This window comes from Gluconobacter sp. NFX36 (assembly GCF_049887835.1).
Lineage (GTDB): Bacteria > Pseudomonadota > Alphaproteobacteria > Acetobacterales > Acetobacteraceae > Gluconobacter > Gluconobacter japonicus_A.
Window position 1 is genome coordinate 86,105 of the sequence record NZ_JAGEKJ010000007.1, and the last position, 13,037, is coordinate 99,141.

Below are 13,037 nucleotides of genomic sequence, written 5' to 3' on the forward strand. Positions count from 1 at the left end.
AGACACTCATGAAGCTTTCATTCCGTTCGGCGCTTTGCGCTGCAACCCTTCTGTCCCTCTCGGCCTGTGCGACACCGTCCCAGCCGGAAAAGCCGCAGGTGGCTGCCGAGGTTGACCGGGATCTTGGGGACGGCGGGGTTAGTGATTTCTACACACCTCCCGCGCAGGTGCCTGCAACGGTTGGTCAGATGATCCGCACGCAGGACATCACAGACCGTCCGCTGCCGGAAAACGCCGCCAAGGCTGTGCGGACGCTCTATACGTCCATCAGTGGCGTGAATGCGCCCGATCCGGTGACGGTTTCCGGACAGATCATTTTCCCGAAAGGGACGCCGCCGAAGGGTGGTTGGCCGGTTGTGGCATGGGAACACGGCACAACAGGTATTGCGGATATCTGCGCGCCCTCCTGGAGAGGCTATCTGTCGCGTGACCGCGCCTATCTGGATCACTGGCTGAAGGCTGGCTTCGCGGTCGTTGCCAGTGATTATCAGGGTTTGGGAACGCCTGGCCCGCATCCGTATCTGATGTATCGTCCGGAAGGCTACAGTGTTCTGAATGGCCTGCGGGCTGCGCTGGCGCAGTACAAGGGGACGCTTCAGAACCGCATCATTCTGGTGGGCCAGTCACAGGGTGGCGGTGCAGCCCTTGGAACGGCGTGGCTGACTCCGCACTATGCGCCGGATCTGCATGTGCTTGGAACGGTTGCGACCGGCGTTGTGACACAGTTCAAACTGCCTGAGCATCCGAAGCATACGCCTCTGCCACGTCTGAATGTGGAGCCGCCTCACATGGCTGCGGCGTTCGGAATCCTGACGATCGAAGGGTCTCGCAAGAGCCTGCACCCGGACGTCGATGTTCGTGCGAACATGACGGAGAAGGGCAAGGACCTGTCTCATCAGGCCCGTCAGTCCTGTCTGGGCGATCTGTTTCGCTACACGGAAGCGCACGACATTACGGAAGACAATGCCTATGCGGGGGATACATCCCGGCTTGAGGCAGATTTCCAGGAAGCCTTCACCATTCCTGATGCTCACATGACCATGCCGGTGTTTGTTGGCACGGGACTTGCGGACAACGAAGCGGGTGTGGCCCAGCAGTATAATGCCGTTGCTGCCATGTGTGATGCTGGGACGAACGTGACGTGGAAGACCTATTCGGGGTTGACCCATAACGGTGCCGTCAATGGTTCGGCCGAAGATTCCGTTCCGTTTGCATTGGCGCTCCTGAAAGGACATCATCCGAAAGGAAACTGCGGGACGATCAAACCCGTTTCCACAGTGGAGAAGGCGCTGCCGGGAATTCGCTGGAACAACTGAGAACTCTGTCGGCATAAACGTTTTCGCCGCAGAGGAGGGAGACGGGTATGCCGACGCTTGAAATCTGTGTTGAAGATGCCGTCGGCCTGCGGACGGCACAGCGTCCCGGAGTGACGCGCATTGAACTTTGTTCTGCTCTGGCACTCGGTGGCCTGACCCCTTCTGCGGGACTGATGCGTCTGGCAGGCCAGTCCACAGTGCCGGTTTATGCCATGATCCGTCCGAGAGAGGGCGGCTTCGTGTTTACCGCTGAAGAAATCGATCAGATGCTGGCGGATATTGATGCGGCTCGTGCTGCAGGTCTGGCGGGGGTCGTTCTCGGTGCATGTACGAGCGACCGTACCCTTGATGTGCAGACGTTGAAGCTGCTGTCTGATGCCTGTGGCGGCATGGGACGAACACTTCATCGCGTTTTCGATCTCACACCTAATCCACTGACGGCAGTTGATCAGGCAGTCGATCTGGGGTTCGAGCGTATTCTGACGTCTGGTCAGGCGGTGATTGCGCCCAAGGGGCAGTCTGTTCTGAAGAACATTGTGAATCATTCGGCTGGCCGTATTGAGATTATGGCGGGCAGCGGTGTGCGTGTCGGGAATGTCCGGGAACTGGTTCAGGAAACGGGTGTCACGGCCATCCATGCGTCGTGTCGAGGGCCATCGGTGGGTCAGGCCTGCCGCGTCTGGGAACTGGGGTTCGGGCGTCTTGCGTCAAGAACCAGCGGTAAGATCATTGACCAAATGCTGGCTATTCTGGCGGAGGATGCCGCCCTTCCCGTGGCATAATGCGCTCAGGGATGTTTTCTAAGGGCTGCCTGAAGCTGGAGCGGAGTGTTGGTCACCAGAATATCAATGGGCAGGGACCGTGCATGCTGTGCGCCATCTTCTGGGGACATGATGTCTGTCACGGCAGTTGGTCCCAGAAGATCCGTTATGATGATGGCTCCGGCCTGATGCGCTATTCTGAATAAAGACGGTTTTGAGGTCTTTGGAATATAAGCTGCGAACCGGCGGTGTCCTGCGATTTGGCGGTAAGTTGCGAGGTCATCTGGTGTTGTGACCAGCACGGAGATCAAGGCATCCGGATCAGCTTTGAAGGCCTCGCGGGCCTGCTTCTCCTGAAATGTGAGAACGACCACCCGGTCTGAAAGGTGCTGGCGCCGGACGGGTTTCAGAGCGTCGGCAGGAGGAACATCTTTGATGTCCAACATCAGAAGGACGTCTGGCGTTCTGGCGGCCCAGTCAAGTACGGCGTCATAGGCCGGAATGTACTCCTGTGTTGGACCAGATGCGTTTTTCAGGGCCAGTTTTTGAACATCTGCCGGGTTGAGTGCCGCAAGAGAACCATGTCCCGTTGTGGTGCGATCCACGTTCTGGTCGTGCAGCAGGACAATTCGGCCACTGGCATCTGTCGCCAGATCAATTTCCATCATGAACGGACCGACCTGATGTGTGCGGCGCATCTGGCTCAGGCTATTTTCGGTTTCCGATGGATCAGTCCAGCCTCGATGGGCACAGATCAGGGGAGGCGGCGTTGTCAGAACAGCTTGCAAGGATTGAGCCATGGCAGTGGGCACGACTGACAGGGCTGTTAGCGCCACAACTCCGTTGAAGATGACATTTCGGCGCTTCATGACGGAAAACCCTGGTAAAAAGACGTGCCGGAAAGAGAAGTCATGGTTCCCCTGAACGCCCGTTCTGGTCAGGGTCAGTCGGAGCCACTAGAATGTGAGTTGAATAGTCTTAGGGAAAGATCCGGAATGACCTCATCCGTCGTGCTATATGGCATCAAGGCCTGCGACACCATGAAGAAGGCGCGCGCATGGTTGGAAGAGCGGGCTATTCCGTACACTTTCCATGACTATAAAAAGGATGGGATTTCAGAAGACATCCTGAACGCCTGGATCTCTCAGGTTGGCTGGACCAGTCTGCTCAACAAGGCTGGTACGACGTTCCGTAAACTGTCTCCTGAACAAAAGGACGATCTGACGGAAGACCGCGCTGTTGCCCTGATGCTGGCACAACCTTCCATGATCAAGCGTCCAGTTCTGACGCGCGACGGAACGGTTCTGCGTATCGGGTTCCGCCCTGTAGATTATGAAGGGACGTTTGAGACCTGAATCGGGAAAGGTCAGAGCATCAGGTTGAGAGCTCTGATCTTGCGGTGAAGCGTTGAGCGGCTGATCCCCAGTGTGCGTGCGGCAGCACTGATATTGCCTTGTGTGGTTGCTAATGCGGAACGGATGACGTGAACCTCTGCTTTGCGGAAGCTGAGTTCGTCTTCTGAGTCCAGGAAGCTCATAAGAGCGGGCAGATGCTCCAGTTCCCCTTCTGGCCAATGCATCCGTACACGACTGGAATGGGTGGCACCCCGAACATGTCCGTCCCGGTCCAGGGCCACAAGGGGCGTGGAGCTTTCCGTGGCAAGGCCGAGCGTAATGATGGTGTCGTTCGGAAAGAACTCCCGGAACAGTTTTTCTTCGATCTGACGGGCCGTTGTGATCATGGTTTCCATCAGAAGGCCTGAGAATGGCATGATGTCATTGCCTGCAAATGAGCAGATATTCAGGACACCAGCCAGCTTGCCATTGGCATTGTAGAGCGGAGAGGCAATCCCAGTCAGATTGCGGAAGCATAGACGCCAGTGCTGGCTTTGCAACACCATGACCGGCCTTTTCTCCTGCAGGCATGTGCCGATGCTGTTTGTCCCGGCATTTTCCTCATCCCACAGGGCTCCGGCCTGAAAGCCCCAGCGGCGACATCCCGTCAGATCATCCCGACTTGTCTGCCGGGACAACACGACACCATTTGCATCTGCCAGCATGACGGTGAAACCGAGCGCCATGACCAGTGAGTGCAGGCGCTCCATTTCCGGCAGGGCGTGCTGGATCAGCAGGCGGGTTCGATTGCTGATGAAGCGGAGTTCAGGCGCGCTGAGAAGGCGTGTTTCCCAACGTTCTGCAGGGTCCAGATTATAATTGGTCGAGCAACGATCCCATGAGTCGGAAAGGCCTGGCTGTGGAGTCATTCTGTTCATGATGGGCCTCCAACGTGCCCAACTGTCCCAAAACTGCGACAGGTGCGAGGGATGCAGTCACATTCGGGTGAAAGTTGCGTGATTGAGGATAGCCCCCGGACTGTCCCAGCGGGAACAAGGCAACGAGAGCGTAAGCCTGACCAGATGCTGTTGCTTCCCCAGGAGGTTCCAAATCTGTGAAGGCTCTCACTTTTCTGACGAAACGCTTTGAGCAGGGGGATGGGTTCATGGATGAGAAAAAAGCTTTTCACGGCAATCATCCGGTCAGCAGGCTTAAGCCTGCGAGCCAGTTTTCCTCGCTCGCAAAGCTATTTGGGGCACGGACCATATCCTGCCTCCAGAACAATTAAGAGAGACAAACTATTTCAGAAGAAGTGGTTTTCCATTTTCAGAAGAACAGAGGTGTCATGTCTTCTTCTCTCCAGAGGGTGCTCTCGCCAGTAACCTCTATCCTGCTCGCACTTGTCGGGCTTTTCCTGCTGGGTGGGGGCGGTTACCTGCTCGTACTCGGTGGGTCCTGGTTCTACGCGCTGATGGGCGTTGTCATGCTTGTGGCAGCGGTCGTTGGCCTGAAGAACCCGGCTCAGGCAGGACGCATTTTCGCAGGCCTGCTGCTGGTTGCGACGATCTGGTCCGTCATTGAAGTCGGTTTCAACATCTGGGGCCTTGAAGTCCGTCTGTTCACGCTGATCGGCATTGCCTGCTGGATGATGCTGCCGTGGGTCTGGCGTTCGGGTGCATCCTGGATGTCTGACAAGCGTGAACTTGTTGGTTCTGCTGCTATTGCGGTTGTGGCTCTGGTTGCAAGCTGCTTCACGTCCTATTCCATCGACGGCACGCTTCCGGCTGACCGTATGGCGGCTGCCAATCAGGTCGATGAGACGAGCAAGGGAACGCCTGCGTCCGACTGGCCGGCCTATGGTCGCACGGTTGGTGGTGATCGCTACAGCCCGCTGGGCCAGATCACCCCGGCCAATATCAGCAATCTGAAGCGTGCCTGGGTGACCCGTACAGGTGATGTCCAGAAGGCTGACGAAGGCACTGTCGCTGGTCCGGATCAGGGACATGAGTTCAACCTCGAAGTCACACCGATTAAGGTCGATGACACCCTGTATCTCTGCACGCCGCACAACTGGGTCATGGCCCTTGATGCTGCAACCGGCAAGGTGAAGTGGAAGTTCGATCCGAAGCCTGCGGCTGAAGATCTGGCGGCCAACGTCTATCTCGCCTGCCGTGGTGTTTCCTACTACAAGGCTCCGGACGACTATACAGCTCCTGATGGCTCCAAGGCCTGCCAGAAGCGTATTTTCTCCCCGGTCGGTGACGTTCGTCTCCTTGCTGTCGATGCGGAAACGGGCAAGCCCTGTGAAGACTTCGGCGAGCATGGTTTCATCTCCCTGCGCCAGTATCTGGGTCATGTGCCGCATGGCTTCCACTTCGTGACGTCTCCGCCGCTGGTGGTGAAGGATCGTGTGGTTCTCGGTGGCTGGATCTTCGATAACCAGGCGAACTTCGAGCCGTCCGGTGCAATCCGTGCGTTCAACCCGATTTCCGGTGAAATCGAGTGGGCCTGGGACGCTGGTCACAACCCGGAAAACTGGAAGCCCGGCCCGAACGACGAGCTGACGCGTGACACCCCGAATGCCTGGGGCGTTTACACGGCAGATCCGGACCTCGGCCTGCTGTATATCCCGACGGGTAACTCTCCGCCGGATAACTGGGGTGGCACACGTCGTCCGTTCGACGATGCAACCTCCAGCGCAACCATTGCTCTCGACATCGAGACGGGTGAGCGTCGCTGGACCTTCCAGACTGTTCATCATGACCTGTGGGACATGGATCTTCCGATCGGTCCGTCCATGGTTGACCTGCCTGGCCAGAACGGTGAATCCATTCCGGCTCTCGTCCAGAGCACGAAGCGTGGTGAGTTCTTTGTTCTGGATCGTCGTACCGGCAAGCCGGTTCCGGGTTACCCGGTTGAGGAACGTCCTGTTCCGACCGCTGGTGTTGCACCGGACGACCATGTGACGCCGACGCAGCCTTTCGCTGTTGGTCTGCCGTCCCTGACGCCGCCTGACCTGAAGGAAAGCGACATGTGGGGCGCGACGCTGCTGGATCAGATGATCTGCCGCATCCAGTTCCGTCAGTCCGCTTATGAAGGTCAGTTCACGCCGCCGCATGTTGGCAAGACGACGATCGTCTATCCGGCATTCTATGGTGTGGTTGACTGGCAGGGTGCATCCATCGACCCGCAGCGCAAGCTGCTGATCGCCAATGCCAGCTACCTGCCGTTCCGGATCCGTCTGGAAAAGCGTAACCATGCTGAAGCTTCCGGCATTCTGCCGAAGTGGGATGGCAAGGGTGACAAGCCGGAAGCCAAGGGCGATGCTCTCAGTGTCTCTCCTGACTACGGTACGCCGTACATCGCTTACACCAGCCCATGGCTGAACCCGCTTCAGATCCCCTGCAAGGGCCCGGTCTGGGGTACGGTGACGGCAATTGATCTGGTGACGAAGAAGATCGTCTGGCAGCATCCTGTCGGCACGACGCGCGACACGGGTCCTTTCCGGACGCATAACAACCTCCCGCTTCCGACCGGCATGTACAACATCGGTGGCAGTGTGATCACAAAGGGTGGCGTATCCTTCATGGGTGCGACGGCTGATGATTATCTGCGTGCCTTTGATGTCTCGACCGGTAAGGTGATCTGGCGTGACCGTCTGCCGGCTGGTGGACAGGCAACCCCGATGTCCTATCAAATGGGCGGGAAGCAATATGTTGTGATCGCCGCTGGTGGTCATGGGGGTCTTGGCACCCGCAGCGGTGACTATATCATCGCCTACACGATTGACGGACAGCAGGGCGCAGCCGCGAACTGATCTGACCAACGTTACCGTGGAGCGCGTCTCTTAGGAGAGGCGCTCCACACTCAATACTTCTCCAGCGGAAATAATTGTCATGGTTCGCACGATCTGGTCCGGAGGGTGTCTCCGGGCCCTGAGTATCCTATTGCCCGCGTCATCCCTTTTGCCAGCCGTTGCGGCCCATGCAGCCGATATTCCGTTGGCCATCATTGGGCCTCACGAATACGATCTGCCAGTCGATTTCAAGCCGTTCAACGTCCTGGTGCAGTATGGTGACGGGAATGCTGCGGGTAATACCTATGACAGCGGCGGTCGCCGCCAGCCAACTGGTGGAAGTCATACTTGGGCAGGCATGACCAAATATGTGCATTTCCGAAGCTTTGATGCGATCCCGCATGTCGGATTTGCGTTTGAAGTCATTCAGTCGGAAAGTTTTGTGCTGGCGCAGGGCACAAATTATGGAGGTCTGGGTCCAACCATCGTAGGGCCTGCGGTCTGGTTCAAGCCGAACGCGCACAGCACCTTTGGTATCCAGACTTTCATGCAAACGCCGGTCGGCACCCGAGATGCGCTGTCTCCGAACTACTGGTCAAACCTGTCCAGTTTTATGTTCGATTATGAATGGAAGCATTTCAGCTTTGATGGCGATTTAGGTGCAATCGTAGCTTCTACCAAGCATAAGACGGGCGAACACAGCTTCTCGCCGGGGACGGTTTTCCATTCCAACCTGCGCTTTAGCTGGAAAGCGAGCAAGATTGTTGAACCATTCTTCGCGTTTGACTGGCAGAATACTGCCGGAATGCGTGATAATACGGCAAATAGCTGGGTAAGTGAATCCAGTGGTCGTGAAGTGGCGCTTGGCGTGGGTGCTATGGTCAACATTTCCAAGCGCGTGTCCTTGACCGGGCGGTATTCACACTCCGTTGATGGTCGGAATGTGCCGGAGACGAATGCTTATTACATGAAGCTTGTTTATCTCTGGTGAGATCTGTTTTTCTGTCCGGCTTTAGAACCGGACAGACGCATGTTTTAAATATGAAGCGCCCGGCGTGCAAGACGGCAGGCGGCCAGATCCCACGCCGCACATCCGACACTTTTGAAAAATACTGGTTCTTCCGGTTTCTTCTCTCCTGTTAGATAAGCCGCCAGAGGCTTGACCTGTCTCCAGTCTTTGCCTGCCTGAAGGATATCACCAGCTTCAGAGGGGGCTCCGATAGGGTCATCCACAATACAGGTGCTTCCGTTGACGATGGTCGGACCAATTTCAATCATTTCAGGCCGATAAGCACCAACGCCAATCACCAGTCGGGTAGAAACCGGAGGCTCATCATAGAGAACGCTCTGACTACTGGTGACGGTTATCACGACATCCGGCTCAAAGGGTTCCAGAGGGGCAACGCGAAGTTGTAGCGCTGGATATGCGTTGCTTTTTATGAGGGTGCTGACGCGCTCAAAAGATCGGCCCTGAATATAAACGATGAGACCCGGATAAAACGTATTCAGGGCTTCAAGATGGGCTTTGGCCTGTACGCCGGTGCCAATGAGAAGAACTGTTTCCAGCACTAGGGGGCGGAAGCACTCCAGCCCAAGCATAGACATCGCAGCGGTGCGACGTTTTGTTGTGGTAACGCCATCCAGCGAGAAAAGAAAACGCCCGTTAATGGCATCCATGCACGTGACCTGGCCCTGAATGGCCGGAAGGTTCCTCGCTGCATTGTCCGTATAAAGCGTCAGTAATTTCGTCGCGATAATATCTGGTGCGCAGGCGACCATGGACATGACCGCGCCAGTGCGATCAAGCGTTGGGACAACCATACGTTCAGGGCAGGAGATTTGATCGTTATGATAATCCACGACTGCTTGGCGAAGCACTTCCACGAGATGAGAAAATGGAAGCAGCTTGCGTGTTTCAGCGGCGGTCAAAGTCTTCACGGGGCACCTTCCTGTTCTTGCTTGGGAAGGTGCCCGGTTCGGAGTTAAAAATGAAGAGGGTGGGGAAGTCGGTTTGGATCAGGCGGCGATTTTGGGTCGGAAGCGAGCTGTCGAGACATCGCATTCATAGGCTGCAGCAACGGAATGGGGATCAAGCGCCAGTTCGTCCACCGCATCCAGGATACGCTCGACCTTTGCATCATCCATCAGTACGCTGAAGTTCAGGCGCGTCCAGCCTGGTTTTTCGATTTCCTGCCCGGAAAGAATGGCCTGACGGATCGCATCTGACGCAGCTTCGTCAATATCCAGCAAACGATGGGCGTAGGGACCAGCACAGGCGCAGCCGCCGCGGACCTGAATGCCATAACGGTCGGACAGCATACGCGTGAAAAGCTGCTGGTGGATGAGGCCGCCGGTTACGGTGTCGCGGATCTGGAACGAAAAAATCGGCAGGGCTTTTACGGTAGCGTGACCGAGAATCTTGATATTTGGATTTTTACTCCAGCGCGCGATAGCCCGTGCCCGCAGTTCGGCATTACGTTCGTCCATGAAGTCCTGGCCAATCACATCTTTGACGATGAATGCCAGCGCTGCGCGGATATCGCCAATGACGTCGGGTGTTCCGCTTTCTTCAAGAGTGGCCAGACTGTTTGAGTAATCATGGTTCCAGGGAGAAACGAATTTGACCGTCCCCCCGCCCGGGAGGACAGGACCACATCGCGTAACGGCGTCATTGCGAACGATCAGAATGCCAGAGGCTGCAGGTCCACCAATGAACTTGTGGCAGGAGACAACAACGGCATCCTTCTCCACGGCTGTTCCGGGTTGCATGTCGATGGGCAGATAGGGGGCGGCACCGGCATAATCCCAGATCGAAAGCGCGCCATGTGTCTTCAGGAGAGCCGTGACAGCGTCCACGTCCGTCATGATGCCGGTGACGTTGGATGCAGCCGAGAACGAACCGACTTTTAGGCGCTCCTCGTCACAGGAGGTCAGGGCTTTTTCAAGAATGGCCAGATCCGGGCCACCTTCTGCGGCTTCCGGGATCTCGATGATTTCGGCACCGCTTTCCCGCCAGGGCAGAATGTTGGAATGGTGCTCGTAGGGGCCGATGAAAATGACCGGGCGATTGCCAACCGCACAGCGAGCGGGAATTTCCAGAAGATGCACAAGACGGTTCAGACCGGCGGTGGCGCCGTTCCCCATAAAGATGGTCGTGAACCGATCTTCCGGCGCATGGCATAGACGGGCGATCATGGCGCGGGCTGAATTGCGCATCCGGGTCATGTATGCGCCACATAGTGAAGCTTCGGTGTGGCTGTTGGCATAGTAAGGGAGAACTTCGTTCATCACGAAGGTTTCGACCTGAACCAGTGCACGGCCCGATGCAACATAATCTGCATACAGCATGGACTGCACGCCAAAGGGGCTCATGAACTTCGTGCCATCTCCAAGCACGCCCTTGCGCAGGGCATCCCGTCCTGTTGCGCGTAGGGTTTGCTCGAACTGCGCCAATGCTATTGCGCTGTTTTCAAGACTGCCGATCGTTTCCATGGTCCCTGATCCTTCCCTGAGCCGATAAAAGAAAAATACCTCACCGGAATGGGGAAAACTGTGCCTTTATTGTAGACGAGAATGGGTTTTTTGTTGTCATTTACATCGATATGAGCAGAATCATCGATCAAACGGATCGTGCCATCCTCCGTATCCTCCAGAAGCAGGGAACGCCCTCCCAGCGTGAACTGGCTGAACAGGTCGGCCTGTCCCAGAATGCCTGTTGGCGTCGCCTGAACGCCCTGCGGGAGAGCGGAATTATCAGCCACGACACCGTGCGCCTCAATGCGCAGGCGCTGGGGCTGACATTGACGGTCTTTGTTCTGATGCGAACGCGCCACCATTCACGCGAATGGTTCGAAACGTTCCGCAAAGTGGTCGTTTCGATCCCAAACATCGTTGATTTTTACCGGATTGCCGGTGAGTATGATTATCTTCTCAAGGTTGTGGCCTGTGACATGAACGATTTCGATCGTGTCTATCAGCAGATCATCAGCAAGGTCGAGCTGGATGCCATTACCTCATACATGACCATGGAAACCCTGGCGGATAACAGGGATCTTCCGGTCTGATACATTACTGACAGGGATCTTTCATGACTGAACCGGACCAGCTCGCCCAAAGCCTGAGAATGCGGCATATTGTCATGATTGCTCTGGGTGGTGTGATCGGTGCGGGTTTCTTCATCGGCTCATCAGCCGCTCTCTCAATGGGTGGTCCGGCGGTCATTGTGTCATATGTTCTGGCGGGACTTCTGGTCTGGCTGGTCAACAGCATGATGCGGGATCTGGCATCTGTCACGCCAGGACGTGCGTCTTTTCTTGGGCAGATCCGTCACGCTCTCGGGGATCGTTTTGGCTTCGTGGCGGGGTGGACATACTGGCTGACGTGGGTGACGGTCATTGGTGTGGAAGCGATTGCTGTCACGTCTATGCTCACACCCTATATTCCCGTTCCCTATGCTGTTCTGGAACTTCTGGTTCTCGGTGCCATGACGGCTGTCAATCTTCTGTCCGTCAAAGGTTATGGCGAATTCGAGTACTGGTTTTCAGCCATCAAGGTTCTGGCCATCATCGTATTCAGCGGGATCGGTTTCTGGGCGCTTGGGGTTCATTCCATTCCCGTGAAGGAGAACCTGTTCAGTCATGGCGGTGTTCTGCCGCACGGGCTTCTTGCTCTTCTGGCGGTTATTCCAACCGTATTGTTCTCCATGGGGGGAAGCGAAATCGCGACGGTGGCTGCGGTTGAATCCGACAATACGGAGCGGAATATCGCGCGCGCGACCCGCACCATTCCGTTGCGGATCGGTGTTTTTTATCTCGTCACCATTTCGCTGATCCTGTGCCTCGTCCCATGGACCGATATTGTGCCGGGACAGTCTCCGTTTCTGCTGGTGTTAAACCGGTTTCATGTGCCCTTTGCAGCACTCGCTATGGGAATTGTTATTCTTGTCGCGGCTTTGTCGAGCCTAAATTCCGGGATCTACGTGACATCCCGTATTTTGTATGAGCTTGCGGAGACAGGCGATGCACCATCCACTTTTCTGGTCGTCGAACCTAAAACGCAGCTTCCTCGGCGTGCCCTTCTGGCGAGTGTAGGATCATCCATTTTTGTTGCAGCAACGGCTGTTCTGTCGCCGGGTCTGATCTTTGCTGTTCTTGTCAGCCTGACGGGCGGTTTCATGCTGTTCAATAACGCGCTTCTTGTGTTTGGGCGTTTGAAAATCATGCCCCAGAAACCTGTTGGTGCTTATGTGGCCTTGGCTCTGATTGCCATGGCGATTATCGCCATGATGATCCAGCCTGAGACGCGCTCACAGATCGAGATGGGCGCTTTTGCGATTATAGTAATTTTGCTGGCAGAGCGCTTTCTGCCACGGGCTAAACGCCTTCAAAATAACGCGCCCTGAGCCGGCGATAATGGAACGTCCGCGCCTGTATCCTTCAAAATCCAGGCGCGAAGAACGGCCAGAATAGCCTGCTGCTCGTCTTCGGTCAGAGGCTTGCCGGAGCGGATGCCGTGCCATTTTGAAAGGCAGCCACGACAGCACGACCCCGTAGCGTGCTGGGCAATGAAAATGGGGTGGCCGCGCATGGGCGTTTGTTTTCCGTCCTGCGCAGGGAAAGCCGGAGCAAGTCGATCCCGGATGAATGTCGCGCCATGTTCCATGACGGCATCAAGCCCACGGCTTTCCAGATATTGCTGCGCCTGTTCATCGAGGTGGAACCGGGCGCGGAACCGGGATTTCTGAAGTCTCAGGAGAAGCTCTTCGGGAGAAGAAACGCTCAAGACGGATCAACCTTCTGAAAATACGCAAAAAAAATGTTGTGAGGGCACT

The 13,037-nt window shown here is 56.2% G+C and carries 12 protein-coding genes; 7 read left to right on the forward strand and 5 right to left on the reverse strand.

Annotation, left to right across the window (positions count from 1 at the left end):
• Positions 1-8 precede the first annotated feature (8 nt).
• Positions 9-1,316, forward strand: a complete 1,308-nt coding sequence (locus tag J4P41_RS09000; protein ID WP_426066848.1) for a lipase family protein — start codon at positions 9-11, stop codon at positions 1,314-1,316.
• 47 nt (positions 1,317-1,363) lie between these two features.
• Positions 1,364-2,098 (forward strand): copper homeostasis protein CutC, encoded by a 735-nt coding sequence (locus J4P41_RS09005; protein WP_426066849.1) that lies wholly within the window; start codon positions 1,364-1,366, stop codon positions 2,096-2,098.
• A gap of 5 nt (positions 2,099-2,103) precedes the next feature.
• Here J4P41_RS09005 and J4P41_RS09010 read toward each other — a convergent pair whose 3' ends face one another.
• Positions 2,104-2,946, reverse strand: a complete 843-nt coding sequence (locus tag J4P41_RS09010) for a glycerophosphodiester phosphodiesterase family protein (protein ID WP_426066850.1) — start codon at positions 2,944-2,946, stop codon at positions 2,104-2,106.
• Positions 2,947-3,072: 126 nt separating this feature from the next.
• On the opposite strand from J4P41_RS09010, the gene J4P41_RS09015 reads away from it, so the two are divergent.
• Positions 3,073-3,432 (forward strand): ArsC family reductase, encoded by a 360-nt coding sequence (locus J4P41_RS09015; protein WP_426066851.1) that lies wholly within the window; start codon positions 3,073-3,075, stop codon positions 3,430-3,432.
• A gap of 11 nt (positions 3,433-3,443) precedes the next feature.
• Here J4P41_RS09015 and J4P41_RS09020 read toward each other — a convergent pair whose 3' ends face one another.
• Entirely contained in the window at positions 3,444-4,349 is a 906-nt protein-coding gene (locus J4P41_RS09020; RefSeq protein ID WP_023943676.1) for a helix-turn-helix domain-containing protein, read from the reverse strand.
• Positions 4,350-4,756: 407 nt separating this feature from the next.
• Here J4P41_RS09020 and J4P41_RS09025 point away from each other — a divergent pair, with 407 nt between their 5' ends.
• Positions 4,757-7,228, forward strand: coding sequence for a membrane-bound PQQ-dependent dehydrogenase, glucose/quinate/shikimate family (locus tag J4P41_RS09025; RefSeq protein ID WP_026017647.1), 2,472 nt, complete (start codon positions 4,757-4,759; stop codon positions 7,226-7,228).
• Positions 7,229-7,307: 79 nt separating this feature from the next.
• Entirely contained in the window at positions 7,308-8,198 is an 891-nt protein-coding gene (locus J4P41_RS09030; RefSeq protein WP_023943672.1) for a transporter, read from the forward strand.
• A 44-nt stretch (positions 8,199-8,242) separates the two neighbouring features.
• Here the strand turns inward: J4P41_RS09030 and J4P41_RS09035 are convergent, their stop codons facing one another.
• Both J4P41_RS09035 and J4P41_RS09040 read right to left on the reverse strand, forming a co-directional pair.
• Positions 8,243-9,145: a delta(1)-pyrroline-2-carboxylate reductase family protein gene (locus J4P41_RS09035; protein WP_426066852.1), complete on the reverse strand. Its 903-nt coding sequence runs from the start codon at positions 9,143-9,145 to the stop codon at positions 8,243-8,245.
• Positions 9,146-9,223: 78 nt separating this feature from the next.
• On the reverse strand, positions 9,224-10,699 hold the full coding sequence (locus J4P41_RS09040; RefSeq protein WP_426066853.1) for an aminotransferase class V-fold PLP-dependent enzyme: 1,476 nt from the start codon (positions 10,697-10,699) through the stop codon (positions 9,224-9,226).
• 110 nt (positions 10,700-10,809) lie between these two features.
• Between J4P41_RS09040 and J4P41_RS09045 the strand changes: the two genes are divergently transcribed.
• Both J4P41_RS09045 and J4P41_RS09050 read left to right on the forward strand, forming a co-directional pair.
• A complete protein-coding gene (locus J4P41_RS09045) occupies positions 10,810-11,271 on the forward strand; it encodes an Lrp/AsnC family transcriptional regulator (protein WP_010504285.1) in 462 nt (153 codons plus the stop codon).
• Positions 11,272-11,294: 23 nt separating this feature from the next.
• Positions 11,295-12,608, forward strand: coding sequence for an amino acid permease (locus J4P41_RS09050; RefSeq protein WP_426066854.1), 1,314 nt, complete (start codon positions 11,295-11,297; stop codon positions 12,606-12,608).
• On the opposite strand, the gene J4P41_RS09055 is transcribed toward J4P41_RS09050, so the two are convergent.
• Complete coding sequence (locus J4P41_RS09055; protein ID WP_023943663.1) at positions 12,590-12,988, reverse strand: DUF4186 domain-containing protein; 399 nt, start codon at positions 12,986-12,988, stop codon at positions 12,590-12,592. The genes J4P41_RS09050 and J4P41_RS09055 overlap by 19 nt on opposite strands.
• Between the last annotated feature and the right edge of the window lie 49 nt (positions 12,989-13,037).

Coding starts and splice junctions, on each gene's coding strand:
- J4P41_RS09000 (WP_426066848.1), top strand. CDS start 9: ATGAAGCTTTCATTCCGTTCGGCGCTTTGCGCTGCAACCCTTCTGTCC.
- J4P41_RS09005 (WP_426066849.1), top strand. CDS start 1,364: ATGCCGACGCTTGAAATCTGTGTTGAAGATGCCGTCGGCCTGCGGACG.
- J4P41_RS09010 (WP_426066850.1), bottom strand. CDS start 2,946: ATGAAGCGCCGAAATGTCATCTTCAACGGAGTTGTGGCGCTAACAGCC.
- J4P41_RS09015 (WP_426066851.1), top strand. CDS start 3,073: ATGACCTCATCCGTCGTGCTATATGGCATCAAGGCCTGCGACACCATG.
- J4P41_RS09020 (WP_023943676.1), bottom strand. CDS start 4,349: ATGAACAGAATGACTCCACAGCCAGGCCTTTCCGACTCATGGGATCGT.
- J4P41_RS09025 (WP_026017647.1), top strand. CDS start 4,757: ATGTCTTCTTCTCTCCAGAGGGTGCTCTCGCCAGTAACCTCTATCCTG.
- J4P41_RS09030 (WP_023943672.1), top strand. CDS start 7,308: ATGGTTCGCACGATCTGGTCCGGAGGGTGTCTCCGGGCCCTGAGTATC.
- J4P41_RS09040 (WP_426066853.1), bottom strand. CDS start 10,699: ATGGAAACGATCGGCAGTCTTGAAAACAGCGCAATAGCATTGGCGCAG.
- J4P41_RS09045 (WP_010504285.1), top strand. CDS start 10,810: ATGAGCAGAATCATCGATCAAACGGATCGTGCCATCCTCCGTATCCTC.
- J4P41_RS09050 (WP_426066854.1), top strand. CDS start 11,295: ATGACTGAACCGGACCAGCTCGCCCAAAGCCTGAGAATGCGGCATATT.